The sequence below is a fragment of the Micromonospora sp. WMMD730 genome (assembly GCF_049178955.1).
Taxonomy (GTDB): Bacteria; Actinomycetota; Actinomycetes; order Mycobacteriales; family Micromonosporaceae; genus Micromonospora; species Micromonospora wenchangensis.
Genome location: NZ_JBMHML010000002.1, coordinates 183,195 through 208,602, shown reverse-complemented (window position 1 = coordinate 208,602; position 25,408 = coordinate 183,195). Strand labels below are relative to the sequence as shown.

The 25,408-nt window shown below is 73.7% G+C and carries 24 protein-coding genes and 2 pseudogenes; 8 read left to right on the top strand and 18 right to left on the bottom strand.

Going from position 1 to position 25,408, the window contains the following annotated elements; translation table 11 throughout:
• Positions 1–9: 9 nt before the first annotated feature.
• The 3 genes from ACN265_RS00980 to ACN265_RS00970 form a co-directional block, all read right to left on the bottom strand.
• The gene (locus ACN265_RS00980; protein ID WP_088643247.1) at positions 10–219 is read right to left on the bottom strand and encodes a DUF397 domain-containing protein; all 210 of its coding nucleotides are present in this window, start codon (positions 217–219) and stop codon (positions 10–12) included.
• A 154-nt stretch (positions 220–373) separates the two neighbouring features.
• Positions 374–1,570, bottom strand: a complete 1,197-nt coding sequence (gene fahA / locus ACN265_RS00975; RefSeq protein ID WP_421405747.1) for a fumarylacetoacetase — start codon at positions 1,568–1,570, stop codon at positions 374–376.
• Complete coding sequence (locus ACN265_RS00970) at positions 1,567–2,418, bottom strand: hypothetical protein (protein WP_420118085.1); 852 nt, start codon at positions 2,416–2,418, stop codon at positions 1,567–1,569. Before ACN265_RS00970 ends, fahA begins: the two co-directional genes overlap by 4 nt.
• Before the next feature lie 95 nt (positions 2,419–2,513).
• Here ACN265_RS00970 and ACN265_RS00965 point away from each other — a divergent pair, with 95 nt between their 5' ends.
• On the top strand, positions 2,514–3,698 hold the full coding sequence (locus tag ACN265_RS00965) for a homogentisate 1,2-dioxygenase (RefSeq protein WP_421405746.1): 1,185 nt from the start codon (positions 2,514–2,516) through the stop codon (positions 3,696–3,698).
• Positions 3,699–3,791: 93 nt separating this feature from the next.
• Here ACN265_RS00965 and ACN265_RS00960 read toward each other — a convergent pair.
• The 5 genes and pseudogenes from ACN265_RS00960 to ACN265_RS00940 all read right to left on the bottom strand — a co-directional run.
• A pseudogene (locus ACN265_RS00960) lies at positions 3,792–4,634 on the bottom strand (hypothetical protein); the annotation flags it as partial.
• 318 nt (positions 4,635–4,952) lie between these two features.
• A pseudogene (locus tag ACN265_RS00955) lies at positions 4,953–5,150 on the bottom strand (tetratricopeptide repeat protein); the annotation flags it as partial.
• A 7-nt stretch (positions 5,151–5,157) separates the two neighbouring features.
• The gene (gene ispF / locus ACN265_RS00950) at positions 5,158–5,640 is read right to left on the bottom strand and encodes a 2-C-methyl-D-erythritol 2,4-cyclodiphosphate synthase (protein WP_088643252.1); all 483 of its coding nucleotides are present in this window, start codon (positions 5,638–5,640) and stop codon (positions 5,158–5,160) included.
• A gap of 16 nt (positions 5,641–5,656) precedes the next feature.
• Positions 5,657–6,352: a 2-C-methyl-D-erythritol 4-phosphate cytidylyltransferase gene (gene ispD, locus ACN265_RS00945; protein ID WP_204927118.1), complete on the bottom strand. Its 696-nt coding sequence runs from the start codon at positions 6,350–6,352 to the stop codon at positions 5,657–5,659.
• A gap of 54 nt (positions 6,353–6,406) precedes the next feature.
• Positions 6,407–6,892, bottom strand: coding sequence for a CarD family transcriptional regulator (locus ACN265_RS00940; protein WP_007073334.1), 486 nt, complete (start codon positions 6,890–6,892; stop codon positions 6,407–6,409).
• A gap of 328 nt (positions 6,893–7,220) precedes the next feature.
• Here ACN265_RS00940 and ACN265_RS00935 point away from each other — a divergent pair, with 328 nt between their 5' ends.
• Entirely contained in the window at positions 7,221–7,940 is a 720-nt protein-coding gene (locus tag ACN265_RS00935; protein ID WP_421405745.1) for a hypothetical protein, read from the top strand.
• 10 nt (positions 7,941–7,950) lie between these two features.
• Here the strand turns inward: ACN265_RS00935 and ACN265_RS00930 are convergent, their stop codons facing one another.
• The 4 genes from ACN265_RS00930 to ACN265_RS00915 form a co-directional block, all read right to left on the bottom strand.
• Positions 7,951–8,514, bottom strand: a complete 564-nt coding sequence (locus tag ACN265_RS00930; protein ID WP_204927116.1) for a hypothetical protein — start codon at positions 8,512–8,514, stop codon at positions 7,951–7,953.
• Positions 8,515–8,674: 160 nt separating this feature from the next.
• Positions 8,675–9,736, bottom strand: a complete 1,062-nt coding sequence (locus tag ACN265_RS00925) for a type III polyketide synthase (RefSeq protein WP_204927115.1) — start codon at positions 9,734–9,736, stop codon at positions 8,675–8,677.
• A gap of 58 nt (positions 9,737–9,794) precedes the next feature.
• Positions 9,795–10,961, bottom strand: a complete 1,167-nt coding sequence (locus tag ACN265_RS00920; protein WP_421405744.1) for an acyl-CoA dehydrogenase family protein — start codon at positions 10,959–10,961, stop codon at positions 9,795–9,797.
• A gap of 44 nt (positions 10,962–11,005) precedes the next feature.
• A complete protein-coding gene (locus ACN265_RS00915) occupies positions 11,006–11,764 on the bottom strand; it encodes a methyltransferase domain-containing protein (RefSeq protein ID WP_204927113.1) in 759 nt (252 codons plus the stop codon).
• Between ACN265_RS00915 and ACN265_RS00910 the strand changes: the two genes are divergently transcribed.
• From ACN265_RS00910 to disA, 4 genes are all read left to right on the top strand, one after another.
• Positions 11,763–12,650, top strand: a complete 888-nt coding sequence (locus tag ACN265_RS00910; RefSeq protein WP_377684775.1) for a UbiA family prenyltransferase — start codon at positions 11,763–11,765, stop codon at positions 12,648–12,650. The genes ACN265_RS00915 and ACN265_RS00910 overlap by 2 nt on opposite strands.
• Positions 12,651–12,792: 142 nt before the next feature.
• Entirely contained in the window at positions 12,793–13,596 is an 804-nt protein-coding gene (locus tag ACN265_RS00905; protein ID WP_421405743.1) for a hypothetical protein, read from the top strand.
• Between the two features lie 86 nt (positions 13,597–13,682).
• Positions 13,683–15,134 carry a DNA repair protein RadA gene (radA, locus tag ACN265_RS00900; protein ID WP_420118100.1) on the top strand — a complete coding sequence of 484 codons (1,452 nt, stop codon included), beginning with the start codon at positions 13,683–13,685 and terminating at the stop codon, positions 15,132–15,134.
• 142 nt (positions 15,135–15,276) lie between these two features.
• A complete protein-coding gene (gene disA / locus ACN265_RS00895) occupies positions 15,277–16,458 on the top strand; it encodes a DNA integrity scanning diadenylate cyclase DisA (protein ID WP_088643288.1) in 1,182 nt (393 codons plus the stop codon).
• A gap of 9 nt (positions 16,459–16,467) precedes the next feature.
• On the opposite strand, the gene ACN265_RS00890 is transcribed toward disA, so the two are convergent.
• The 3 genes from ACN265_RS00890 to ACN265_RS00880 all read right to left on the bottom strand — a co-directional run bounded on the left by ACN265_RS00890 (position 16,468) and on the right by ACN265_RS00880 (position 18,479).
• Positions 16,468–17,199 carry a hypothetical protein gene (locus tag ACN265_RS00890; RefSeq protein ID WP_204927109.1) on the bottom strand — a complete coding sequence of 244 codons (732 nt, stop codon included), beginning with the start codon at positions 17,197–17,199 and terminating at the stop codon, positions 16,468–16,470.
• Between the two features lie 148 nt (positions 17,200–17,347).
• Positions 17,348–17,911, bottom strand: a complete 564-nt coding sequence (locus tag ACN265_RS00885; RefSeq protein WP_357925867.1) for a peptide deformylase — start codon at positions 17,909–17,911, stop codon at positions 17,348–17,350.
• Positions 17,912–17,966: 55 nt separating this feature from the next.
• Positions 17,967–18,479: a glycine cleavage system protein R gene (locus ACN265_RS00880; protein WP_421405742.1), complete on the bottom strand. Its 513-nt coding sequence runs from the start codon at positions 18,477–18,479 to the stop codon at positions 17,967–17,969.
• 96 nt (positions 18,480–18,575) lie between these two features.
• On the opposite strand from ACN265_RS00880, the gene ACN265_RS00875 reads away from it, so the two are divergent.
• Positions 18,576–19,481, top strand: coding sequence for an A/G-specific adenine glycosylase (locus ACN265_RS00875; RefSeq protein ID WP_420118097.1), 906 nt, complete (start codon positions 18,576–18,578; stop codon positions 19,479–19,481).
• A 124-nt stretch (positions 19,482–19,605) separates the two neighbouring features.
• Here ACN265_RS00875 and ACN265_RS00870 read toward each other — a convergent pair whose 3' ends face one another.
• The 3 genes from ACN265_RS00870 to lysS all read right to left on the bottom strand — a co-directional run bounded on the left by ACN265_RS00870 (position 19,606) and on the right by lysS (position 24,555).
• Positions 19,606–22,131 (bottom strand): ATP-dependent Clp protease ATP-binding subunit, encoded by a 2,526-nt coding sequence (locus ACN265_RS00870; protein WP_421405741.1) that lies wholly within the window; start codon positions 22,129–22,131, stop codon positions 19,606–19,608.
• A gap of 457 nt (positions 22,132–22,588) precedes the next feature.
• A complete protein-coding gene (locus ACN265_RS00865; RefSeq protein ID WP_168222573.1) occupies positions 22,589–22,933 on the bottom strand; it encodes a histone-like nucleoid-structuring protein Lsr2 in 345 nt (114 codons plus the stop codon).
• A 113-nt stretch (positions 22,934–23,046) separates the two neighbouring features.
• On the bottom strand, positions 23,047–24,555 hold the full coding sequence (lysS, locus tag ACN265_RS00860) for a lysine--tRNA ligase (RefSeq protein WP_204927104.1): 1,509 nt from the start codon (positions 24,553–24,555) through the stop codon (positions 23,047–23,049).
• A gap of 92 nt (positions 24,556–24,647) precedes the next feature.
• On the opposite strand from lysS, the gene ACN265_RS00855 reads away from it, so the two are divergent.
• Entirely contained in the window at positions 24,648–25,388 is a 741-nt protein-coding gene (locus ACN265_RS00855) for a class I SAM-dependent methyltransferase (RefSeq protein WP_421405740.1), read from the top strand.
• Positions 25,389–25,408: the final 20 nt, after the last annotated feature.

Sequence of the window (25,408 nt, the reverse complement as noted above, 5' to 3'; positions counted from 1 at the left end):
CGGGGGCGGTCAGGGACGGAAGGTCCCCTGCCGGACGGCGTCGACGAACGCCGTCCAACCCGGTGGGCCGATGACCAGGGCCGGGCCCGACGGGTCCTTGGAGTCGCGTACCCCGACCACGGCCCGGGTGCGGACGAGGTTGTCCGCCACCTCCACACAGAGCCCCTGGTCGTTCGAGCGGCTACTGGTGCGCCACACCGCGCCGACGAGATCGTTCATGCTCGTACCTCCTCTCCACTGGGACGTGCCACGCCGACGCGCCCCGCGCCGCCGACGGGAGACGGCGGCGCGGGGCGTACGGCGGAATCCGGTGGGAGAAACGCGGCAGGAGCGTCGAACGGTCGGACAGCGGGTGCGATCGCCCGGCGTCGGCTCAGCGGGCGGGCAGGATGCGCCCGGTGACCTCGCCGAGGGCGATGGTGGAGCCGTCCGGGCCGGGCGCGGTGGCCCGCAGCGTGACGGTGTCGCCGTCGGCGAGGAAGGTGCGGGTGTCCCCGCCGACGGTGACCGGTTCGGCCCCGCCCCAGGTCAGTTCCAGGAACGAGCCCACCTGGCCACGCTCGGGGCCGGAGACGGTGCCCGAGGCGTACAGGTCTCCGGTCCGCAGGGACGCGCCGTTGACGGTGAGGTGGGCCAGCTGCTGGGCGGGGGTCCAGTACATGCCGGCGAACGGCGGCTCGGTGACCCGCTCGCCGTTCCACTCGACCGCAAGCCGCAGGTCGAGGCCCAGATGCGGGGTCTGGCGCAGGTAGTCCTGCACCGGCGGGTCCTGCTCGGGGGCCGGCACGAACGCGTCGGCGAGGGCGTCCAGCGGGGTCACCCAGGCGGAGACGGAGGTGGCGAAGGACTTGCCGAGGAACGGCCCGAGCGGCTGGTATTCCCACGCCTGGATGTCCCGGGCCGACCAGTCGTTGACCAGCACCACCCCGAAGACGTGGTCGGCGAAGTCGCCGGTGGGCACCCGGTCGCCGAGCGCGCTCGGCACGCCGACCACGAAGCCCACCTCGGCCTCGATGTCGAGGCGTACGGACGGGCCGACGGTGGGGCCCTCGCCGGTGGCGCGCTGCCCGCTCGGGCGGACGACCGGGGTGCCGGAGACCACCACCGTGCCGGCCCGGCCGTGGTAGCCGATCGGCAGGTGCTTCCAGTTCGGCAGCAGCGGCGGCTGGCCGGGGCGGAAGATCTGCCCGACGTTGCCGGCGTGGTGCTCGGAGGAGTAGAAGTCGACGTAGTCGGCCACCTCGAACGGCAGCAGCAGCTCGACGGCGGCCAGCGGCACCAGCAGCGGCTCGACGGCACCCCGGTGCGTCGGGTCGGTGAGCAGTTCGACGAGGCGCTGCCGGACCGAGGTCCACTGCGGGCGGCCGAGCGCCATGAAGTCGTTGAGGGTGGGCCGGCGCAACGCCCCGGCGGCGAGGACCAGCCCGGCCTCCTCGGCTGCCGCCAGGTCGAACACCAGGTCGGCGACGCGTACGCCGATCCGGGGTGGCCGCCCGTCGTGCCGGAACACCCCGTACGGCAGGTTGGTCACCCCGTACGCCGAGCCGTCCGCGCCCGTCACCCAGCTCATCGGTCGAATCCCCCGTTCACCAGCCCCAGCCGGATCAGATCGGTCAGTGGTTCCCGCACGCTGCACGAGCCGAACCCGATCCACAGCGGACGGTCGTCGTCCCGGGCCGCCCGGACCGGTTCGACCACCCGCAGCGGGTCGGTGTCGGCGAGCAGCGCGGCGACCGCGTCCACCTCGGCGTCGCCTGCGGCGGCGAGGGTGGCGGCCAGCACGTTGCCGAAGCCGTGGTGGGTGAAGCCGGTCTCCGGGTCGATCTGGCGCAGCGCGTGGTGCAGCCCGGCGGTCAGCTTGAACGGCAGCGCCCGGTCCCGGCAGGCGCAGATCACCGCGGCCAGCTCGACGGGGGTGGGGAAGAGTTCGGCGGCCAGCCCGCCGGTGCGGAACTTCGCGGCGACCGGTTCGCCGGCCGCGCGGGCCTCGGCGAGGGTGTCCAGCGCGGCGGTGAGCCCGAAGGTCAGCGGCAGTTCGGCGTACCAGTCGAGGTCACCGTGCCCGGCGAGCACGCCGCGCAGCGCGGCCAGGCCCGGCTGGGGGTCCTCGCCGCGGCGGGCGACGGCCACCTCGACCTGCCGGACGGCGATGCCGGCGGCGGCGAGCCCGGCCAGCGCGGCGGGCACCCCGGCGACGCCGGTGTCGCCGATCAGCCCGGTCACCGTGCCCTCGGGCAGGCCGTCCGGCCCGCCGACGGCGGAGGCGGGCACCAGCAGCGGACCGACCAGGTCGGCGTACCAGGAGGTGCGGTGTCCGCGGTGCGCCGCGATGGCGTCGGGCAGCGACGCGCTGCCGGGCGGGAAGACGGCGGCGTCGTCGACGAGTCCGGCGAGGAGGCGGGGGACCTGCGTTGACACGAGACAAGAATCTACGGGACGCTGTCAAGGAACGGACAGCGACGTCCGGTTATCGGACGCCACCGGCCGGATATCGGGACAATACGGGAGGCGACATGCCGTACTACCGCAGCGTCGGCGAGGTTCCCCGCAAGCGGCACACCCAGTTCCGCCAGCCCGACGGCAGCCTCTACACCGAGGAGCTGATGGGCCAGGAGGGCTTCTCCGCCGACTCGTCCCTGCTCTACCACCGGCACCCGCCGACCGCGATCGTCGCCGCCGAGGAGTTCACCCCGCCCGGGTACACCCGGCTGCCCAACCACCCGCTCAAGCCACGCCACCTGCAGACCCACAAGCTCGACGGCGCGGGGGCCGACCCGGTGCTCGGCCGGCGTCACCTGCTCGCCAACGACGACGTCCGGATCGGGTACGTGCTGGCCGACCGGCCGTCCCCGCTCTACCGCAACGCCACCGGCGACGAGTGCCTCTACGTCGAGGCGGGCACGCTGCGGCTGGAGTCCACCTTCGGCGCGCTCGACCTGGTCGCCGGCGACTACGCGGTGATCCCCACCTCGACGGTCCACCGGCTGGTGCCCACCGGCGACGCCCCGGTCCGGCTGCTCACCATCGAGGCCACCGGGCACATCGGCCCACCCAAGCGCTACCTGTCCGTACGCGGCCAGTTCCTGGAACACTCCCCCTACTGCGAGCGGGACGTCCGGGGGCCGGACGCGCCCCTGCTGGTCGACGGCACCGACGTGGAGGTGCTGGTCCGGCACCGCGCCCGGACCGCCACCGGCACCGTTTGGACCCGGCACGTCTACGCCCACCACCCGTTCGACGTGGTCGGCTGGGACGGCCACCAGTACCCGTGGGCGTTCTCCATCCACGACTTCGAGCCGATCACCGGCCGCCTGCACCAGCCGCCACCGGTGCACCAGACCTTCCAGGGCCCCAACTTCGTGATCTGCTCGTTCGTGCCCCGCAAGGTCGACTACCACCCGGACGCGATCCCGGTGCCGTACCACCACCACAACGTCGACTCCGACGAGATGCTCTTCTACACCGGCGGCAACTACGAGGCCCGGCGCGGCTCCGGCATCGGGCAGGGCTCGATCTCGCTGCACCCGTCCGGCTTCACCCACGGCCCGCAGCCCGGCGCGGCGGAACGCTCGATCGGCGTCGACTTCTTCGACGAACTGGCCGTCATGGTCGACACCTTCCGCCCCCTCGACCTCTGCGACGCCGCCGTCGAGTGCGAGGACCCGGGCTATGCCTGGACCTGGAACCGCCAGCCCTGACCCTCCGGGTGCCTCGATCGGTCGACGCTCGGCGGCGGTTTCCCGGGCACATCGGCTCGCCCAGCAGTCGTTGGTCGGAGGTGGGGCGCGAGGCTAGGAGACGCCCGCACGGGTGGCGGCGATCAGGGTCGCCGGCACCGCGAGGGCGATCGCGAGCACCAGCGGCCACGGGCTGCCCACCAGGGCGAACAGCAGGAGCAGGGCCGGCCCGGCCGGGACGGCGTACACGGCGAACACCAACGCGCGGTCCTCGCGGCGCAGCGCCGGCAGGACCACCCGGCCCAGCTCGGGCACCCGCCGGGACAGCCGCCAGGCCAGCAGCGCGCCACCGGCCGCCGCCAGCACCGCCACCACCCGGCTCGCCCCCGCCCCGCCGGCGGCCAGGAACGCGAGCAGCAGGCTGGCGACCAGCGACCAGCCGCTGCCGATCAGGACGAGCCGACGCAGCCCGGCCCAGAGCGGCAGCTTCTCGGCCCGCGCCGGCTGCACCGGCGCCAACGCGGCCACCTGTTCCAGCGCCAGCACCCAGCGCCGCCGCTCCAACCGCAGCACCCCCGGGTCGTGCCGCGCCTCGGCCAGCTCCGGATCGAGCCGCAGCGCCTCCCGGTAGGCCCGCTCGGCCAGGTCGAACAACTCCAGCCGGCCGGCGACCAGGGCCAGCACCAGATGCGCCTGCGGCTCGTCGGGGGCCAACTCCACCCCACGCCAGGCCGCGTTCAGCGCCGGCTGGCCGTTGCGCGCCTCGGCCAGGATCGCCGCCGCGCTCCGCTGGGCGTACGCGTCACCCGGCCCGGCCGCCAGGATCCGATCGGCGGTACGCGCCGACTCGGCGTACTCCCCCAGGTCGGCGAGGGCGATAGCCCGGACGACCAGCGCGGCGGTCGGCACCCTCGCCTGCCCCGACGGGCCGGATTCGCCGGCCGGGGCGGGTGCACCGCCTGGGCCGGGAAAGGAGGGCGTCCCCGGCTGGTCGGAGCCGAGAGGCGGTGCGGGCCGGTCCGGCGACGATCCGGACGGGTCGGGCAGGGTCGGAGGGCCCGCCTGCCCCGGCGCCGCCCATGATCCGGTAGGGCCGGCCGGTGCCGGCCCACCTGACCGGTCAGCCGGGCCCGAGGGAACAGTCGGCGCCGGAGGCGGCACAGGCGGCCCCGGCGGCACAGGCGGCTCTGGGAGCCCAGGCGGCCCTGGCGGCACAGGCGGGTGCGGCGGTCCGGGGAGCGGCGGGGTGTCGGGGCGGGGTGGGGCGATCGCCGCGTCGGCGGCGGCGAGCGCCTCACCGGGGCGGCCGGCGGCGAGGTGCAGCCGGGCCAGCAGCGTCAGCGCGGCCGGGTCGGCGGGGGCCAGGGCGAGCGCGAAGCCCAGTTCCTCGGTGGCCTCGTCGTGGCGGCCCAACTCTGCCAGGAGCTGGGCCCGCTGCCGGTAACCGTCGAGGGGCGACTCGTCGTCGGTCATCGCGGCCCTACCCGGCCGACGCGTCGTAGACCAGGGCCACCGCGATGCCGGCGAGGCCCTCGCCCCGCCCGGTGAAGCCGAGGCCGTCGCTGGTGGCGGCGGTGACGGTGACCGGTGCGCCGACCGCCGCGGAGAGCACCTGCTGCGCCTCGTCGCGCCGTGGCCCGATCCGGGGCCGGTTGCCGACGACCTGCACCGAGACGTTGCCGATCGCGTACCCGGCGGCGCGGACCCGGCGGGCGGACTCGGTGAGCAGCGTGACCCCGGAGGCGGCGGCCCACTCCGGCTGGTCCACCCCGAAGTTCGCCCCGAGATCACCGAGCCCGGCGGCGGAGAGCAGCGCGTTGCAGGCGGCGTGGGCGACCACGTCGGCGTCGGAGTGCCCGGCCAGGCCGTCCTCGCCCGGCCAGTGCAGGCCGGCCAGCCAGCACGGCCGGCCGGCGGCGAAGGCGTGGATGTCGGTGCCGACGGCGACCCTGGGAACGATCATGGATCGAGGGTACGCGTCAGTGCCCGGCGGCCAGCAGGTGCTCGGCCAGGGTCAGGTCGAACGGGCGGGTGACCTTCAGCGCGTACTCGGAGCCGGGGACGCAGAACACCGGCACGCCCTGCTGCTCGACCAGGCCGGCGTCGTCGGTGAGCGGGTCACCGGCGGCGGCGTGCGCGGCGGCGAGCACCCCCCGGCGGAAACCCTGCGGGGTCTGCACGGCCCGCAGGGCCGACCTGTCGACGGTGGTGAGGACGACGCCGGCAGCGTCCACCCGCTTGATCGTGTCGCTGACGGGGAGCACCGGGATCACCGCGTCGTGCCCGGCCCGGACGGCTGCCGCCACCGCCTCGACGAGCGCGGGCGGGGTGAGCGCCCGCGCCGCGTCGTGCACCAGCACGATGTCCGGGCCGGACGGCACCGCTGCCAGCGCGTTCGCCACCGACGCCTGGCGTTCGGCACCGCCCGCCACCACCAGGACCGGGGCGACCGGGGTCAGCAACTGCCGGACGGCGTCGACCTCGGTGGCCGGCGCGGCGACGACGACGGTGTGCACCGACGGGGCGGCGGCGACCCGGCGTACCACGTGCACCAGCAGGGGTTCACCGCCGAGGAGCCGGAGCGCCTTGGGACCGCCCGGCCCGAGCCGTACGCCGGCACCGGCCGCAGGAACGAGGACCGCGACGTCACCGCGCGGATTGAGCTGCGCGGTCACGTCGCGGTCCTCGGGAATTCTTCGCTGCGGGGTGGGTACGACGATGCGGTGGGATCAGGCCTCGGTGAGGACCTTGTCGAGCAGCGTCTCCGCCTCGTCCTTGGTGCTCTTCTCAGCCAGCGCGACCTCGCCGACGAGAATGTCGCGGGCCTTGGCGAGCATGCGCTTCTCACCCGCCGACAGGCCCCGCTCCCGCTCCCGACGCCACAGGTCGCGGACGACCTCGGCGACCTTCAGCGGGTTGCCGGAGGCCAGCTTTTCCAGATTCGCCTTGTAACGCCGCGACCAGTTGGTCGGCTCCTCGGTGTGCGGTGCACGGAGCACGTCGAAGACCTTTCCCAGGCCCTCTTCGCCGACCACCTCACGCACACCCACGATCTCGGCGTTCTCGGCCGGCACCCGGACCGTCAGGTCACCCTGCGCGACCCTCAGGACGAGGTACTGCTTGGGTTCGCCCTTGATGACCCGAGTCTCGATTGCCTCGATGAGTGCGGCCCCGTGGTGGGGGTAAACAACGGTCTCGCCGACGCTGAAAACCATAGGTTCGAAACCCCTTTCGCTGTGTCTAGGGTAACACGCTCAGGCACCAATGTCCCGCTGCCGTCCTGACCGTTGGCGCAGCTCAGGGGCCCTGTGAGAGGCGTTGCTTCGGCTTGACAGGCGGCCAAACCAGTGGTTCAAACACGCTCCGTGAGCAGCGGATGACAACCCGGTACGGGTGATCGGAGCGCGGATTTCTCCAGCTGTGCGCTTCTCCCATGGTAGCCCGGCGGCGCTCCGGCCGCCCAGGTCTGGCGGCAGGAGGGTCCGTGCGGGACGCTGGAGGGGTACCGCACCCGCTCGCCGCACCGCTGACCCGGGGGGTCCGATGGGCATGCCCGACGCCGAGGGACACGGACTGCCCGACCTGCCACCGGAGTGGGGGCGGGTGGTGGTGCCGGACGACGCGTCGGCGCTCGCCGAGGAGGCCGCCCAGCTCCGCCGCGAGCTGCGCCGGCAGGCCCGGTCCGGCCGGTGGCGACGCCGGCTGGGGTTGACCGCGCGCCCCGACGGGCGGCCACCGCTCGGGCTACCCCTGCTGATACTCCTGGTGGCCGTGCTCACCACCACCGTCGGTCTGGTCACCGTCACCTGGCCCCGGTCGTCCCGGGGGACCGAACGACCCACCGTCCTGCCGCAGACGGGCACGTCGGTGCCACTGGTCGGGCGGTCGCTGCCCGCACTGGACCTGGTCGACGTCGACCAGCGGCCGGTCCCGCTACGCGGCCTGCTGCCCGCGATGATCATCCTGGTCGACGGCTGTGCCTGCGCCGAACAGGTGGCCGCCGCCGCCAGCGCCGCCCCGGACGGGGTGCAGGTGGTGAGCGTCGCCGCCGGACGGAAGGTCACCCCCGCGCCACCGGTCGGCGGACCGGTCCGCGCCCTCGCCGACCCCGCCGGCGAGCTACGCGCCGCGTTGCACCTGCCCGCCCAGGCCGGTGCCGCCCCGGCGCTGCTGGTGGACCGGGCCGGCACGGTCGTCCGGGTGCTGCCCGAGCTGGGTGCCGCCGCCGACTACCGGGGCGACCTGATCCGGCTCGGCGGCTGAACCGGGCCGCTCAGGGCACCGCGACGACCTGCGCCTCCAGCTCGACCGAGCCCGGCCCGACCACCGAGAACTCCAACCGGGTGCCGCCGTCCGGGCCGCGCAGCTCCCAGGCGACCAGTTCACCGTCGCAGGCCGTCCGCCGGTGCTGCGGCGGGTCGTCGTGCAGCACCGAGACCAGCAGCGTCCCGTCGCCCGAGCAGCGGTACTGGAAGAGGTGCCGTGCGCCGTCCGGGGCCGACTCCCGGCGTACCGGCGCCCGGCCGGACACCAGGGTCATCCGCTCCCGCCAGGTGGTGTCGGTGAACGTCGGCAGCCCCACGTCCGGGTCGCCTGAGGTCCCGGGCAGCTCGGTCGCGCCCAGCACCCGCCCGGTGCGAACGTCGATCACCACCACCCGCCGGGTGGCCTCCGCGCCGGCCGACGGCTGCGGTGACCCCGTCGCCGCCGAGCCCACCGGGTCGACCGCCGGGGCGGTGGCCGACCACCACCAGCCGCCCCCGACCAGGGCGAGCAGGGCCACGCCGGCCAGCACCGCACCACGCAGCCGGTCACCGCCGACCCTCTCGACCCCCACCCGGCGAGGGTAACCAGCAGCCGACGGCGGCGCTCGGCGCAGCGCCGACCGCACCCGCCCTGACCAGGTCGTCCACCTCACTGCGAGCGCTCCCGGCCGGCCCGGACCGCCGCCGGCCGGGAGTGGTTCAGGCCGGACTGCGGTGGCGGGTGGACGAGGCTCAGGAGCGGCGTTCGAGCAGGGCGGCGTAGAGGGTCAGTCCCGGACCGAAGGCGAGCAGCACGATCCACCGGGGCGGAGCCGCCGCCCCCAGCAGCCGCTCCAGGATCAGCAGCACCGTGGGCGACGAACAGTTGCCGTGCGCGTCCAGCACCGCCCGGGAGGCCGCCAACGCGTCGTCGGGCAGGGCCAGCTCCCGCTCCACCACGTTGAGGATGCGCGGGCCGCCCGGGTGCACCGCCCAGCCGTCCACCTCGGCGACCGTCGTGCCGTGCCGGGCCAGCAGGCCGTCCACCAGACCCCGGACGTGCGCCGAGAGCACCTGCGGGACCTTCGGCGACAGGCCCATCCGGAAGCCGGTGTCGGTGACGTCCCAGGTCATGTGGTCGGCGGTGGACGTGTCGGTCACCGAGGCGACCTCACGCAGCGCGTACCCCCGGCCGGTGGTGTCGGTGCCGGGGACCAGCACGGTGGCGACCGCGGCGTCGGAGAAGAGGGCGTGCGAGACGATCTGCTGGGTGTCCATCCGGGCCGAGGACGGCTGGATGTGCAGGCTGGTCAACTCGGCGCAGAGCAGCAGCGCCGGCCGGCCCCGCGCGGTCACGAAGTCACCCGCCGCGCCCAACCCCGGCAGGGCCGCGTAACAGCCCATGTGCCCGACGAACATCCGCTGGCAGTCCGGGGCCATGCCCAGGTCCCGGGCGAGGAGGATGTCCAGCCCGGGGGTGGCGTAACCGGTGCAGGAGCAGACCACGAACAGCCCGAGGTCACCGGCGGCGAGGCCGGCGGCGGTCAACGCCCGGCCGATCGCCTCCTTGCCCAGCGGCAGCGCCTCCACCTGGTAACGCCGCATCCGTCGGTCGGTCGGCCAGTCGGAGACGTCCTCCAGCAGCGGGTTGACCGCCGCCTGCCGGTGGGACACCCCCGAGTTGGCGAAGATCCGCTCGGCCAGTGCCCGGGTGGGACCCGAGAAGTGCTTCGCGAAGTAGCCCGTCCAGAGTTCGTCCTGGGCGGCGCCGGGCGGGTGTGCCGCCCCCAGCCCCGCGATCAACGGCACAGCCATCTGTCCCCGCCTCTCGTCCGCACTGCCCGTCCGGTGGTCGCCCCGACCCCCGTCACCCTCACCAACGAGGGGCCGTTCCGTCGCGGTCCGGGTCACCCCCGAGCACCGCCACCCCGAGCCAGTCGGCGCACACGTCCGAGGTCGCCGGATGCAGCGAGCCGCAGCGGGCGTCCCGGTAGAGCCGTTCCAGTGGATGCCCCCGGCGGGTGGCCGACGTCCCGGCCGCCTCCAGCATGGACGCCGCCACCTCCGCCGCCGTGGTGCCGGCGAGCAGCTTCGCCCGCCACACCCACCGGTTCGTCTCGGCGTCGCCGGGCGCGTCGTCGACCCGGCGGGCCGCCTCGGCCACCACCAGCTCCGCCGCCGCCACCGCCGCGTCCGCCCGGCCGAGCCGGGCCCGGACCGCCGGCAGACCGCCGAGGTCCCGCGCGGTGAGGTGCTCGGCGGCGGCGTCCACCGCCGCCCGGGCGACCCCCACGTAGACGGCGGCGTAGCTCGCCACCAGCCAGTGCGGCATGAGCTGGGCGACCACCAGGGCCAGCCCCTCCACGCCACCGAGCAGCCGGTCCGCCGGCACCGTCACGTCCAGGTGCAGGTCGTGCGACGAGGTGGCCCGCATGCCCAGGGCGTCCCAGGTCGGCTCCACCGTCACCCCCGTGCCGGCGGGCACCAGGAACTGGGAGACCAGCGAGGGGTCGGCGGCGCTGCGGGCGGCCACCAGGTAGCCGTCGGCATGCCCGGCCCCGGAGCAGAAGGTCTTGCTCCCCTTGATCCGCCAGCCGCCGTCGACCGCTTCGTAGACCGTGCTGAGCCGGGACAGCCGGGCCCCCGCGCCACGTTCGCTCATCGCCACCGCGTACCAGGCGCCCTCGGCCGCCGCGCGCAGCAGCCGGTCCCGGGCGGCCAGCGCCTCGTCCGGTACGCCCAGCGCCTCGGCCAGTTCCTCGGTCACCGCGCCGAGCGCGCCGGTGACCGAGGCGTGCATGTTGAACACCAGCGCGGTCGCGCCGTTGCCCCGGGCCAGTTCGGTGGCGACCGTCGCGTACCGGGCGAAGGAGGCTCCCGCGCCGCCCAGCTCGGCCGGGACCATCAGCCCGAACAGCCCGGACCCCCGCAGGTCGGCGAAGTCGTCGACCGGGAACGTGCCGTCCCGGTCGTGCCCGGCGGCGCGGGCGGCGAACCTCGGTGCCAACCGACGGGCCACCGCCGGTGCGTCCACAGTCATACCGACCCCTTCCTGGGTGTTCCTGGTACCCCTGACCGGGGCGGTTAGCCGTGCCGGACCCCCCGGCCCTGGTAGAGCACCGCCGTCGACCAGGTCGGGCGGATCACGGGCCCGTCGTGGGAGACGTCACGGGCGGCACCCCCACGGGAACGCCGCACCAGCCAGCCCAGCGTCGCCCGCAGCCCCGGCCGGACCCCCCGCACCCGCAGGGTGACGCCGTGCCTGGCGCACTCGACGACCAGCGCCCGGTCGTCCACGAACAACCGTGGGTCGTGGATGCCCCGGGGCACGGTGGGCAGGCGTTCACCCAGCTCCACCGCGACCAGCCGGGCCAGCAGCGTGTCGTTGAGAGTGTCCAGCACGAGCAGCCCGCCGGGGCGCAGCAGCCGGCACGCCTCGGCGACCGCCGCCCGCCAGTCGGGCACGTGCTCCAGCACCTCGCCGGCCGCCACCACGTCGGCGCACCCGTCGGCGAGCGGCACCGCCGTGACGTCACCGGCCAGCGCGGTGACGCCGTGCGCCGCCGCCTGTTCCAGGGCCGACCGGGTGAGGTCCACCCCGACGTGCCGGTAACCCTTGCCGGCCAGGTGGGGCGCCATCAGCCCGGCGCCGCAGCCCAGGTCGACCAGGACCGCGTCGGGCCGGGACGCCGGCGGTACCAGGGCGGCACGGGCCCGGGCCAGCCAGTGCAGCATCGCGAACGCGCCGTCGGGCCGCCACCACTCGCCGGCCAGGTCGTCGTACTGGCGGGGATCGTTGGGGGGCAGCACGCGTACACCGTCGGACACCGGACCGTGACCCATGGCATCGAGCGTGGCACGACCGGCCGGTAACGACCAGACTTCCCTTATGTGGCGGACGGTGTTAGGGCTGGTCAAAGCGAGTCATCCGGAACCGGGCCTGGCCGTGACCACGGTGGCCGGACTGCTCGCCGTCGCGGTCGGTCACCGTCCGGCCGGGACGGTCGCCGTGGTGCTCACCGTGCTGTCCAGCCAGCTCGCCGTCGGCTGGGCCAACGACGCGGTGGACGCCGGGCGGGACGCCACGGTGGGGCGTACCGACAAGCCGGTCGCCGCGGGGGCGGTGAGCCGCCGCACCGTGCTGGTGGCCGCCGTGCTGGCCGCGCTCGCCACCCCGTTGCTGGCGCTGACCACCACCCCGGTCGCCGCGCTCTGCTACACCGTGGGCCTGGTCTCGGCGCTGCTCTACGACTGGCCGCTGAAGTCCACCCCGGTCTCGGTCCTGCCGTACGCGGTCTCCTTCGGCTCGCTGCCCGCGTTCGTGGTGCTCGCCCTGCCGGGGGCGCCCACGCCGCCGCTCTGGCTGGTCGTCGCGGCGGCCTGCCTGGGCGCGGGGGCGCACTTCGCCAACGTGCTGCCCGACCTGGCCGACGACGCCCGGACCGGGGTACGCGGGCTGCCGCACCGCCTCGGTGCCACCGGCAGCCGGCTGGCCGCCGCCGGGTTGCTGCTCGCCGCCACCGTCGCCCTGGTCCTCGGGCCACCCGGGCCGCCGTCGTGGGTCGGCTGGTCGGCGGTCGCGGCGGCCGTCGCGGTGCCGGCCGTCGGCTGGTACGCGGGCAGGGCCGCCACCCGGCGCGACGGCCGCTCGGTGGCCGCCTTCCGGGCGGTGCTGGTGGTGGCCCTGATCGATGTGCTGCTGCTGGTGGCGAGCGGTCGGGTGGTCTGACCGGCACCCGCCCGGGTGGCGGCACCGGGTCCGTGTGCGGCCCTCGATCAGCCCCAACTACCCTGGAGCGCGGTCTGCGCGGGTATGACCACCCCGCGCCCGGGGCACGCACCGGGTGGGGATCGTGACGAGGAGGACCGACGTGACGCGCTCGATCAGGGGTTCCCGGCGGGCCACCCTGCTGCTGTCCGGCCTGGCGGGGGCGACCGCCCTGCTGGCGACGGGCTGCGGGGCGGGCCAGGTGTCCGAGACCGCCAACAAGCAGCCGTCGGTCCAGGGGGTCAACGTCCAGACGTCGGACAACGCGTACAAGGTGCGTGGCCTCTACGTCGACTACCCGGGCGAGGACGGTCTCACCGCCGGGGCGAACGCCGCGCTCAACGCCGTGATCTACAACGACACCCGGGACCCGGTCACCGTCACCGTCACCACCGACAGCGCCCGGCAGATCGTGCTCACCGGGGCCGCCGGCTCGGCCAGCCCCTCCGGCTCCGCCTCCCCCTCGGAGAGCGGCTCGCCGTCCGGGAGCGCGTCGCCGTCCGAGGGCGCCTCGCCGTCGGGCAGCGCCTCGCCGGCCGAGGGCGCTTCCCCGTCCGAGGGCACCTCGCCGTCGGGCAGCGCCTCGCCGTCCGAGGGCGCTTCCCCCTCCGAGGGCGCCTCCCCGTCGGCGCCGGCCGGTCAGCCGGCCCGGATCGAGATCCCGGCTCTCGGGTACGTGCAGCTCAACGTGCAGAACGGCCAGCACCTCCAGCTCGTCGGGCTGAACGAGGCGCTGCGCACCGGTCAGCAGGTCAACCTGACCTTCGACTTCGGCGACGGCCGTACCGTCAGCACCCCGGTCCCGGTCGGGGTGCCGCTGAGCCCGGCGCCCCAGTCCTCCCCGATCGTGCACCGCGAGGGTGGCGAGGAGAGCGGCCAGGAGGGCAGCTCCGGCCACGGCGGCTGACCCCGCGAGCGAGACACCTACACCGCCGGCGTGGCGACGACCACGCCGGCGGTGTTTTCGTCACCGGTGAGGGTTAGCGTCCTGGGGTGACCACCCCCCGATCGACTCCCGCCCGTGGCGCGTCCGGCGCGTCCCGGGGCCGGGCCGCCCGCGAGCCCCGCCCCGCCTACGCGTGCGACGCCTGCGGCCACCAGCCGCCCAAGTGGGTCGGGCGGTGCCCGGAGTGCGGCGAGTGGGGTTCGGTGGTCGAGTCCACCGTCACCGGGCCGGTCGTCTCCGGCCGGGTGGTCAGCTCCCGGATGCCGGCCGAGCCGGCCCGGCCGATCGCCACGATCAGCGCCGCGCCGGCCCGCGCCCGCCCCACCGGGGTCAGCGAACTCGACCGGGTCCTCGGCGGCGGCCTGGTCCCCGGCGCGGTGGTCCTGCTCGCCGGTGAGCCGGGGGTCGGCAAGTCCACCCTCCTGCTCGACGTGGCGCAGCAGTGGGCGGCCACCGCCGGCAGCCCGTCGCTGGTGGTCAGCGGCGAGGAGTCGGTCAGCCAGGTCCGGTTGCGCGCCGAGCGGATGGGTGCCCTGCACGAACAGCTCTGGCTGGCCGCCGAGAGCGACCTGGGCGCCGTCCTGGGGCACCTCGACGCGGTCAAGCCGGGCCTGCTCGTCCTCGACTCGGTGCAGACCATCTCCACCACCGGCAGCGAAGGGGTGCAGGGCGGGGTCACCCAGGTCCGGGCCGTCACCGCCGCCCTGGTCGCGGTCGCCAAGGAACGCGGCATCGCCACCGTGCTGGTCGGTCACGTCACCAAGGACGGTCAGGTCGCCGGCCCCCGCGTGCTGGAACACCTGGTCGACGTCGTGCTGCACTTCGAGGGGGACAAGCACTCCTCGCTGCGGATGGTCCGGGGGGTCAAGAACCGGTTCGGCGCGGCCGACGAGGTCGGCTGCTTCGAAATGCACGAGGGGGGCATCAGCAGCCTGGCCGACCCGTCCGGGCTCTTCCTCACCCGCTACTCCGAGCCGGTCCCGGGCACCTGCGTCACGGTGGCGATGGAGGGGCGGCGGGCGCTGCTGACCGAGGTGCAGGCCCTGATCGGCGCGACGGTGGCCGGCTCGCCCCGGCGAACCGTCTCGGGGCTCGACGGGGCCCGGCTGGCCATGGTGCTGGCAGTGCTGCAACGCCGTACCGAACGGCTGACCCTGCACGACCGGGAGGTCTTCGCGGCCACCGTCGGCGGCATCCGGGTCGTCGAGCCGGCCGCCGATCTCGCGGTCGCGCTGGCGGTCGCCTCCGGCGGGCTCAACCTGGCCATCGCGCCGCACCTGGTGGCGATCGGCGAGGTCGGGCTGACCGGCGAGGTGCGCCGGGTCGGCGCGGTCCCCCGCCGGCTCGCCGAGGCGGCCCGGCTCGGCTTCCGGATGGCCCTGGTGCCGCCCGGGTGCGGCCCCGAGAGCACCGGCGCCGGCCCGGACACCATGCGGGTGACCGAGGTCACGGACGTCCGGTCGGCGCTCCAGGCGGTCGCCCGCGCATCCGCGGAGTGACCGAGGGTGGCGACGGCGGGGGACCGGTCGGGCCATACCGGTCGACGTCCGGCAGGCCCGACCGGGGGGAGGCATCCGACGCCGTGACACATCACAGTAACCACGAGAGCACCCACCGCAGGGCAGTCCGTAGACTGTGCGCGTGCCGACCGACCGCGACGCCGCCAAGCCTGCCGGCGCGACGCCCCACACCCGCGCCGCCGCCGTGGGCTCGCCCACCCGTCCGATCAGCGTGAGCGTGGCCGGAGCCACCGGCAGCGCCGGTGATCCGCTACGGGCCAACCTCGCCCTGATGGCACCCGGCACCGCGTTGCGCGACGGGCTCGAACGCATCCTGCGCGGTCGCACGGGCGCACTGATCGTCCTCGGCTACGACAAGGTCGTCGACGGAATCTGCACCGGTGGCTTCCCGATGGACGTCGAGTTCTCCGCCACCCGGGTCCGTGAGCTGTGCAAGATGGACGGCGCGGTGGTGCTCTCCAGCGACGGCACCCGGATCGTGCAGGCCGGGGTGCACCTGATGCCCGACCCGTCCATCCCGACCGAGGAGTCCGGCACCCGGCACCGCACCGCCGAGCGGGTGGCCCGGCAGACCGGCTACCCGGTCATCTCGGTCAGCCAGTCGATGCGAATCATCAGCCTCTACGTCAACGGGCAGCGGCACGTGCTCGACGACTCGGCGGCGATCCTCTCCCGGGCCAACCAGGCCCTGGCCACCCTGGAGCGGTACAAGCTCCGCCTCGACGAGGTCTCCGGCACCCTGTCCGCGCTGGAGATCGAGGATCTGGTCACCGTCCGCGACGCGGTCGCCGTGGTGCAGCGGCTGGAGATGGTCCGCCGGATCGCCGACGAAATCGCCGGCTACGTGGTCGAACTGGGCACCGACGGCCGCCTGCTCGCCCTGCAACTCGACGAGCTGATGGCCGGGGTCGACGCCGACCGTACCCTGGTCATCCGCGACTACCTGCCCGCCGGCCGCAAGTCACGCACCCTCGACGAGGCCCTGGTCGAGTTGGACCTGCTCGGCGCGACCGAGCTGATCGACCTGGTCGCGGTCGCCAAGGCGATCGGCTACCCGGCCGCCTCCGACGCGCTCGACGCGGCGGTCAGCCCCCGCGGGTTCCGGCTGCTGGCCAAGGTGCCCCGGCTGCCGGTGGCCATCGTCGACCGGCTGGTGCTGCACTTCGGCAGCCTCCAGCGGCTGCTCGGCGCGACCGTGGAGGACCTCCAGGCCGTCGAGGGCGTCGGCGACGCACGGGCCCGGGGCGTCCGGGAGGGGCTGTCCCGGCTGGCCGAGGCGTCCATCCTGGAACGGTACGTCTGACCGGGCCGGTCAGCCGGTGACGACCAGCTTGACCGGCTCGCTCAGCTTGGTGCCCACCCGGGCGAAGACCTGGTAGTTGCCGGCCGGCGGGTTGGGGCCCGCGGCCACCCCCTGGCTGCACCGGCTCGCGTCCATGCCGTTCCAGGTGAGCTGGTAGGAACGCTCGAAGCCGGGGGTGAACGTCTGTGGGTCGGAGCCCCGGCCGGTGCCGCAGGTGTCCGACGACCAGACCTTCTCCGCCCCGGACTTGATGAACAGCTCCTGGGCGTCCGCGCCGACGTCCCGGTTACAGGTCCGCTGAGACTTGTTCCTGACCTTGAGGCTGAGGTCGACCGGGGCACCCCGACGCACCTCGGCGGGGAGCGCCACCGGGGTCACCGCGATCTCGCTGTCGGTGCAGGTGCCCTCGTCGGCCCGGGCCGGGTTGACCGGCGGGGCGGGCGGATCGGCGGCCGGGGCGCTGCTCGTGTCCGGATCGGCGGTCGGCCCGGCGGGCGGGCCCGCCGCGTCGGAGCCACCCGACGGGGACGCGGAACCGGCAGGCGGCGAGGCGGCCGTCGGTGTGGCCGCACCCGCGGCGGGAGCCGACGACGAGGCCCCGGCACCGGGTTTGGTGCCGGTGTCCCCCGATCGAGCACACGAGTAGAGCAGAACAACCAGGAGCAGAAGCCCCGCTCCGAGTACGACGGCGCGACGCCGCCAGTACACGGCGGAAGGCAGGGGACCGACCGTCAGACGCATGATGCCCCCACCGTAGCGGCGCTGCGCACGTGGACCGGCCACGACTCGCCGGGCATCAGCCACCGGTCGACGAACGACGTTCCACTGACGACAGTCGGCCGGCCCGCCCCGCCGGGAACCCGCGTCGCCACCGTGGTGACCGGCCGGGTCACAGGTAGACCTTGCGTTGGTAGACCGCGTGCGCGCCCGCCACCCGGTCGAGGAAGAGCAGCCCGGCACAGTGGTCGATCTCGTGTTGCAGGGCACGCGCCTCGAACCCGTCGGTTACCAGCCGGACCGCCGTGCCGCTGCCGGGCAGCGCCCCCTCGACCACCAGCCGGCTGGCCCGTTTCACGTCGCCGGTCAGGTCGGGCACCGACATGCAGCCCTCCCGACCCGGCTTCCACCGGCTCGCCTCCACCACCCGGGCGTTGCAGAGCACGAAGGTGCCGTGCACCGTCACCGCCTTGGGATGCCCGGTCACATCCACGGCGAACACCTGCGCCCCCACCCCGACCTGCGGCGCCGCCAACCCCACACAGCCGGGCGACACCCGCATCGTGGCCACCAGGTCGGCGGCGAGCCGGACCGTCTCCTCGGCGGTCGGGTCCACCTCCGGGCCCGGCCGGCTCAGCACCGGCTCGGGGGCGCAGACCACCCGACGCACCTCCCCCGGCAGGCCCAGGTCCGCCGGGGTCCAGCCACCGAGCCCGAGGTACGGTTCCGCGCTCACGGGTTCACCTCGGTTCGCGACTGCGGGGCTCGCACACCCCGCTCACTCCTCGCGCTCACAGGAGGTCCGGGTCGGCGGGGCGCAGGGAGACCCCGACCCCCAGGTCGGCGGCCGTTCGGGAGAGTCGGCCGGCCAACTCGTCGGCGCGGCCCGTGGGCAGGTCCACCTCGGCCACCACCACGTAGAGCGTGCCGGCCAGGCGGGTGCTCAGATCCGTCACGTTGCCACCCGCCTCGGCGATCACCCGGGTCATCGCGGCCACGATGCCCATCCGGTCCGCACCGTGCACCGACAGCACGTACGGCTCACCCGCCGGCGTCGCCGCACCGTCCGGGGTGACCGCGCGTACGGTGGCCAGGAGTTGGCCGTCGGCGGCCAGTGGGGTCAGGGCGGCCTCGACCTCGGCGACGGCGGGGCCGACGCAGATCAGGGTCATGGCGAAGTGACCGCGCAGCCGGGTCATCGTGGAGTCGGTGAGGTTCGCGCCGAGCCCGGCGAGCACCTCGGCGACGTCGGCCACGATGCCGGGCCGGTCCCGACCGATGACGGTGATCGCGAGCTCGCTCATCCGGGCATTCTGCCCGATCCGCACGGCGGCGCGGCGACGCCCCGCCCGGCCCGCCCAACCAGCGGGAAGCCATCGCGTGACATCATCGTCGGCGCGATGACTGAACCCACCTTCACCACCTTGGTCAGCCGGTGGTACGAGCAGAACGCCCGCGACCTGCCCTGGCGGGTGCCCGGCATCGGGGCCTGGCCGATCCTGGTCAGCGAGGTCATGCTCCAGCAGACCCCGGTGGTACGTGTCCTGCCCGCCTGGCACGCCTGGCTCGCCCGCTGGCCCGATCCCGCCGCCCTCGCCGCCGACACCCCGGCCGAGGCGATTCGGATGTGGGGTCGGCTCGGCTACCCCCGTCGCGCGGTACGGCTGCGCGAGTGCGCGGTGGCGATCGTGGAGCGGCACGGCGGCCGGGTGCCCGACCAGCTGGACCAGTTGTTGGCGCTGCCCGGCATCGGCACGTACACGGCGCGGGCGGTCGCCGCGTTCGCCTACGGCCAGCGGCACCCGGTGGTCGACACGAACGTCCGGCGGGTCGTCTCCCGGGCCGTCGCCGGTGCGCCGGATGCCGGCCCGGCCACCACCCCGGCCGACCTGGTCGCCTGCGCGGAGCTGCTGCCGGTGGAGCCGGCCGCCGCCGCGCTCGCCAGCGCCGCCTTCATGGAACTCGGGGCGATCGTCTGCACCGCCCGCTCGCCACGCTGCACGAGTTGTCCGGTCGAGTCGATCTGCGCCTGGCGGGCGTCCGGCCAGGAGGCACCCACGGGTCCGACCCGCAAGATCCAGCGGTACGCGGGCACCGACCGTCAGGTACGCGGGCTGCTGCTCGGGGTGCTCCGGGAGGCCACCGGCCCGGTGCCGCACCAGCGGCTCGACCAGGTGTGGCACGACGACGTGCAGCGGGCCCGGGCACTCGCCGCGCTGGTCAGGGACGGCATGGTGGAGCCGGTCGGCGAGCAGCACTTCCGGCTCATCGGGGACGGGCCGGTCACCCAACCGCTTCCCGGCTGACCGGGACCGCATCCGGCCGGCCCCGGCCGCGCCCGACCCACCGGACAGACAGGGCGGCGGCCCGGTGGCTCACGCCACCGGGCCGCCGCCCTCGTGCTCGATGTCCTACCGACCCCGTCGGGGCCTACTCGCCCGTGGTGGCGGCGCCACCCAGGTCGGCCGGGACGGCGTCCGGCACTTCGGCCGGACGGTCGGAGCCGTGGAAGACCAGCTTCGACTTGTCGATGTCCTCCGGGTCTCCCTCGCAGTCCACCACCACGATCTGACCGGGGGTCAGCTCGTTGAACAGGATCCGCTCGGAGAGGTTGTCCTCGATGTCGCGCTGGATCGTCCGACGCAGCGGACGGGCACCCAGCACCGGGTCGAAGCCCTTCTTGGACAGGTACTTCTTGGCGCTGTCGGTCAGTTCCAGGCCCATGTCCTTGTTGCGGAGCTGGCCCTCGATCCGCTGGATCATGATGTCCACGATCGAGAGGATCTCGTTCTGACGCAGCTGGTGGAAGACGATGGTGTCGTCGATCCGGTTGAGGAACTCGGGCCGGAAGTGCTGCTTGAGCTCGTCGTTGACCTTCTGCTTCATCCGGTCGTAGGTGGACTCGGAGTCCTCCGACTGCTGGAAGCCCAGCGAGACGGCCTTGGCGACGTCCCGGGTGCCCAGGTTGGTGGTCAGGATGATGACCGTGTTCTTGAAGTCCACGATCCGGCCCTGACCGTCGGTGAGCCGACCGTCCTCCAGGATCTGGAGCAGCGTGTTGAACACGTCCGGGTGGGCCTTTTCGATCTCGTCGAAGAGCACCACCGAGAACGGGCGACGACGCACCTTCTCGGTCAGCTGGCCGCCCTCGTCGTAACCGACGTAGCCGGGAGGGGCACCGACCAGGCGGGACACCGTGTAGCGGTCGTGGAACTCGGACATGTCCAGCTGGATCAGCGCGTCCTCGCTGCCGAACAGGAACTCGGCGAGCGCCTTGGACAGCTCGGTCTTACCGACACCGGACGGGCCGGCGAAGATGAACGAGCCGGACGGCCGCTTCGGGTCCTTCAGGCCGGCCCGGGTACGCCGGATCGCCTTCGACACCGCCTTGACCGCGTCCTCCTGGCCGATGACGCGCTTGTGCAGCTCGTCCTCCATCCGCAGCAGCCGGGAGGTCTCCTCCTCGGTCAGCTTGTAGACGGGGATACCGGTCCAGTTGCCGAGCACCTCGGCGATCTGCTCGTCGTCGACCTCGCTGACGACGTCCAGGTCACCGGCCTTCCACTCCTTCTCCCGCTGCGCCTTCTGCCCGAGGAGCTGCTTCTCCTTGTCGCGCAGCTGGGCGGCCCGCTCGAAGTCCTGCGCGTCGATCGCGGACTCCTTGTCGCGGCGCACCTGGGCGATCCGCTCGTCGAAGTCACGCAGGTCTGGCGGCGCGGTCATCCGGCGGATGCGCATCCGGGCCCCGGCCTCGTCGATCAGGTCGATCGCCTTGTCCGGCAGGAAGCGGTCGGAGATGTACCGGTCGGCAAGCGTCGCGGCGGCCACGAGGGCCGCGTCGGTGATGCTCACCCGGTGGTGCGCCTCGTAGCGGTCCCGCAGGCCCTTGAGGATCTCGATGGTGTGGGCCAGCGACGGCTCACCCACCTGGATCGGCTGGAAACGACGCTCCAGCGCGGCGTCCTTCTCCAGGTGCTTGCGGTATTCGTCGAGGGTGGTCGCGCCGATGGTCTGGAGCTCGCCCCGGGCCAGCATCGGCTTGAGGATGCTCGCCGCGTCGATCGCGCCCTCGGCGGCACCCGCACCGACCAGGGTGTGGATCTCGTCGATGAACAGGATGATGTCGCCCCGGGTGCGGATCTCCTTGAGCACCTTCTTGAGGCGCTCCTCGAAGTCACCCCGGTAGCGGGAGCCGGCGACCAGGGCACCGAGATCGAGGGTGTAGAGCTGCTTGTCCTTCAGCGTCTCGGGCACCTCGCCCTTGATGATCTTCTGGGACAGGCCCTCCACCACGGCGGTCTTACCGACGCCGGGCTCACCGATCAGGACCGGGTTGTTCTTGGTGCGGCGGGACAGCACCTGCATGACCCGCTCGATCTCCTTCTCGCGCCCGATCACCGGGTCGAGCTTGCCCTCGCGGGCAGCCTGAGTCAGGTTGCGACCGAACTGGTCCAGCACGAGGCTGGTCGACGGCGCGGCCTCACCCGGCGCGGTGCCGGCGGCGGCCGGCTCCTTGCCCTGGTAGCCGGAGAGGAGCTGGATCACCTGCTGGCGGACCCGGTTGAGGTCGGCGCCCAGCTTCACCAGCACCTGGGCGGCGACGCCCTCGCCCTCGCGGATCAGCCCGAGCAGGATGTGCTCGGTGCCGATGTAGTTGTGGCCGAGCTGCAGCGCCTCGCGCAGGGACAGCTCCAGCACCTTCTTGGCCCGGGGCGTGAACGGGATGTGCCCGCTCGGCGCCTGCTGGCCCTGGCCGATGATCTCCTCGACCTGCTGACGGACGCCCTCCAGGGAGATGCCGAGGCTCTCCAGGGCCTTGGCCGCCACACCCTCACCCTCGTGGATCAGGCCCAGCAGGATGTGCTCCGTACCGATGTAGTTGTGGTTGAGCATCCGGGCCTCTTCTTGGGCCAGGACGACAACCCGTCGCGCTCGGTCGGTGAACCGCTCGAACATGCCCTCGTGCTCCTCACGTGCCGTGCGCCTCGACTGCGAGATCTTGGCGGGGCCGGTGCTCGGACGTCCGGGACGGGCGTCCGTGCCTCCTTACTCTATCGCCGCTGACCGACTCCGCTGAGGTCGTGTCTCCTCGTACCGAGCCGTTCCGACGTCGTTTTGACCAACCATCCGCGCTCAGGAGGTGTTCCGGCACCCCAGCCTGTACGCGCAGAGCGAAATTCGCCCGGGGTGCACGACGCCCTCCCGGGGCCCCGTGGGTCATCCACAGGCTGTGGACGAAGTCTCCACCGGCTGTGGACAACGCCGCCGGAGCCGGAGAACTTCCCTCCCGGGCAGGGTGCCGCCGACCGCCCGGAGGCACCGCGGACCGCCCAGAGACGCCTCCGGACCGGCCCCAGACGGCGACGCCGGCCCGGAGGCGTGCTCCGGCCCGGCGTCGGTTCGCCACTGACGCTCAGCGGGTCGCGTGGTACTCGTCGACGATCTCCTGCGGGATGCGCCCCCGGTCGGAGATGTCCTTGCCGTTCTTCTTGGCCCAGGACCGGATCGCCTTGTTCTGCTCGCGGTCGGCGGTCGCCCCGCCCCGGCCCCGGGCGGCCCGGCCACCCACGACCACGCCGCCCCGACCGACCCGGGTACCGGCGGCCACGTACGGCGCGAAAACATCCCGCAATTTGTCGGCGTTGGAGTTCGACAGGTCGATCTCGTACTGAACGCCGTCGAGGGCGAACTTGACGGTCTCGTCCGCGTCCCCGCCGTCCAGGTCATCGACCAGCTTGTGAATGATCTGCTTGGCCACGTCCCACATTCCTTTCGAGCAGGGTGCTCCTGCAATAGGAGCACGATAACCCGCCCGATGCTTGCCACGTCAATAGGTCGCTGTAACGACCCGGCAAAGGTCCCCCTGCGGGGCTACTCGGCACGGACCAACGGGAAGAGGATGGTTTCCCGAATTCCCAGGCCGGTCAGCGCCATCAAGAGCCGGTCGATTCCCATTCCCATACCCCCGGCCGGCGGCATTCCGTACTCCATGGCCCGGAGAAAGTCCTCGTCCAGCCGCATGGCCTCGTCGTCGCCCCGGGCGGCCAGCTGCGCCTGCGCGACCAGGCGTTCGCGCTGCACCACCGGGTCGACCAGCTCCGAGTAGGCGGTGCCCAGCTCGAAGCCGAGCACGTAGAGGTCCCACTTCTCGGCCAGGCCCGGCTCGCTGCGGTGCGCCCGGGTGAGCGGGCTGGTCTCCTCCGGGTAGTCCCGCACGAAGGTCGGCGCCTGGAGGCTCGGCACCACCAGTTCCTCGAACAGCTCCTCGGCCAGCTTGCCCGGACCCCACTTCGGGTCGACCGCCAGCCCCACCTTGTCGGCGTACTCCACCAGGCGGGCCCGGTCGGTGCGGACCGTGACCTCCTCGCCGAGGGCCTCGGAAAGCACCCCGAAGAGGGTCACCGAGCGCCACTGCCCGCCGAGGTCGAACTCGCGCCCGTCGGCGTGGGTCACCGTCGTCGAGCCGCTGACCGCCACCGCCGCCTGCTGCACGAGATTACGGGTCAACTCGGCCATCGTGTCGTAGTCGCCGTACGCCTGGTAGGTCTCCAGCATCGCGAACTCCGGCGAGTGCGACGAGTCGACTCCCTCATTGCGGAAGTTGCGGTTGATCTCGAACACCCGGTCGACCCCGCCGACCACGGCGCGCTTGAGAAACAGTTCCGGCGCGATTCGCAGATACAGATCCGTACCGAGCGCATTGCTGTGGGTCACGAATGGGCGGGCCGCCGCGCCCCCGTGCAGCAACTGGAGCATCGGCGTCTCGACCTCGATGAATCCCTGGCCGTGCAACGAGTCGCGCAGGCTGCGCACCGCCGCGGCCCGGGTCCGGACCATCTGGCGCGCCTGCGGGCGGACGATCAGGTCCACGTAACGCTGGCGGACCCGGGCCTCCTCGCTCAGCGGCTTGTGGGCCACCGGCAGCGGACGCAACGCCTTGGCGGTCACCGCCCACTCGTCGGCGAGCACCGACAGCTCACCACGCCGGCTGGTGATCACCTCGCCGGTGACACCGACGTGGTCACCCAGGTCGACCAGGCGCTTCCAGTCCTCCAGCCGCTCCGCGCCGACCCGGTCCAGGGAGAGCATCGCCTGCAACTCGGTGCCGTCGCCGTCGCGCAGGGTCGCGAAACAGAGCTTGCCGGTGTTCCGTACGAAGATCACCCGGCCGGTGACCGCGACCCGGTCCCCGGTCGCGGTGTCGGTGGGCAGCTCGGCGTACCGCTCACGCACCTCGGCCAGGGTGCTGGTCCGGGGAAAACCGACGGGGTACGGCTCGACGCCCTCGGCGAGCATCCGGTCCCGCTTCTCCCGGCGGACCTTCATCTGCTCGGGAAGGTCGTCGGCGGGGTCCACTGGCACGGCGTTCTGCTCGGTCACGGCACGCTTCCTCGGCTAAGGGAGTTTCGACTGGGTCAGCCCATGAGCGTACTCATGCCCCCGGGCGGCCGTTACGGGATAACCTGCCCGTCATGGTCGAGGACACCAGGGCACGGTCCTTCGGTACGGTCGCCGTCGACTACGACCGGTTCCGACCCGGCTATCCGGCCGAGGCGCTGCGCTGGGCGCTGGCCGGCGCGGGTGCGGTCGCCGACGTGGTCGACCTGGCCGCCGGCACCGGCCTGCTCACCCGTGGCCTGCGGGCCCTCGGCCACCAGGTGACCCCGGTGGAACCCGACCCGGCGATGCGGGCCCGGCTCGACACGGCCGTCCCCGGGACCACCGCCCTCGCCGGCTCCGCCGAGGCGGTCCCGCTGCCCGACGCGAGCGCCGACGCGGTGCTGGTCGGGCAGGCGTACCACTGGTTCGACCGGGAACGCGCGCACGTCGAGATCGCCCGGGTGCTCCGGCCGGACGGCATCTTCGCTGCGATCTGGAACATCCGCGATGAAACGGTCGGCTGGGTGGCCGAGCTGGGGCGGATCGCCCAGATGGGCGAGAGCATCAGCGACCTGACCGTGAAGGTGACCACCTTCGGTGCGGCCTTCGGCCCGGTCGAGCTGGGCCGGTTCACCCACCGCACGACAGTCACCGCAGACGAGGTCCTCGGGCTGATGCGTACCCGCTCACACTGGTTGGTCGCCGCCCCGCAGCAGCGGCAACGGATGGACCGGGAACTGCGCGAGCTGTTCGCCACCCACCCCGACCTGGCCGGCCGGGCGACCGTCGAGCTGCCGTACCAGACGCTGGTCTTCCGGGCCCGGCGGCGCTGAACCGCCGCGACCGGCCCGGC

Bases quoted from the DNA above. Each gene is read 5' to 3' on its own strand.
- ACN265_RS00980 (WP_088643247.1), bottom strand. From the start codon at position 219: ATGAACGATCTCGTCGGCGCGGTGTGGCGCACCAGTAGCCGCTCGAAC.
- fahA (WP_421405747.1), bottom strand. From the start codon at position 1,570: ATGAGCTGGGTGACGGGCGCGGACGGCTCGGCGTACGGGGTGACCAAC.
- ACN265_RS00965 (WP_421405746.1), top strand. From the start codon at position 2,514: ATGCCGTACTACCGCAGCGTCGGCGAGGTTCCCCGCAAGCGGCACACC.
- ispF (WP_088643252.1), bottom strand. From the start codon at position 5,640: ATGATCGTTCCCAGGGTCGCCGTCGGCACCGACATCCACGCCTTCGCC.
- ACN265_RS00940 (WP_007073334.1), bottom strand. From the start codon at position 6,892: ATGGTTTTCAGCGTCGGCGAGACCGTTGTTTACCCCCACCACGGGGCC.
- ACN265_RS00935 (WP_421405745.1), top strand. From the start codon at position 7,221: ATGGGCATGCCCGACGCCGAGGGACACGGACTGCCCGACCTGCCACCG.
- ACN265_RS00925 (WP_204927115.1), bottom strand. From the start codon at position 9,736: ATGGCTGTGCCGTTGATCGCGGGGCTGGGGGCGGCACACCCGCCCGGC.
- ACN265_RS00920 (WP_421405744.1), bottom strand. From the start codon at position 10,961: ATGACTGTGGACGCACCGGCGGTGGCCCGTCGGTTGGCACCGAGGTTC.
- ACN265_RS00910 (WP_377684775.1), top strand. From the start codon at position 11,763: ATGGCATCGAGCGTGGCACGACCGGCCGGTAACGACCAGACTTCCCTT.
- ACN265_RS00915 (WP_204927113.1), bottom strand. From the start codon at position 11,764: ATGGGTCACGGTCCGGTGTCCGACGGTGTACGCGTGCTGCCCCCCAAC.
- ACN265_RS00890 (WP_204927109.1), bottom strand. From the start codon at position 17,199: ATGCGTCTGACGGTCGGTCCCCTGCCTTCCGCCGTGTACTGGCGGCGT.
- ACN265_RS00880 (WP_421405742.1), bottom strand. From the start codon at position 18,479: ATGAGCGAGCTCGCGATCACCGTCATCGGTCGGGACCGGCCCGGCATC.
- ACN265_RS00875 (WP_420118097.1), top strand. From the start codon at position 18,576: ATGACTGAACCCACCTTCACCACCTTGGTCAGCCGGTGGTACGAGCAG.
- ACN265_RS00870 (WP_421405741.1), bottom strand. From the start codon at position 22,131: ATGTTCGAGCGGTTCACCGACCGAGCGCGACGGGTTGTCGTCCTGGCC.
- ACN265_RS00855 (WP_421405740.1), top strand. From the start codon at position 24,648: ATGGTCGAGGACACCAGGGCACGGTCCTTCGGTACGGTCGCCGTCGAC.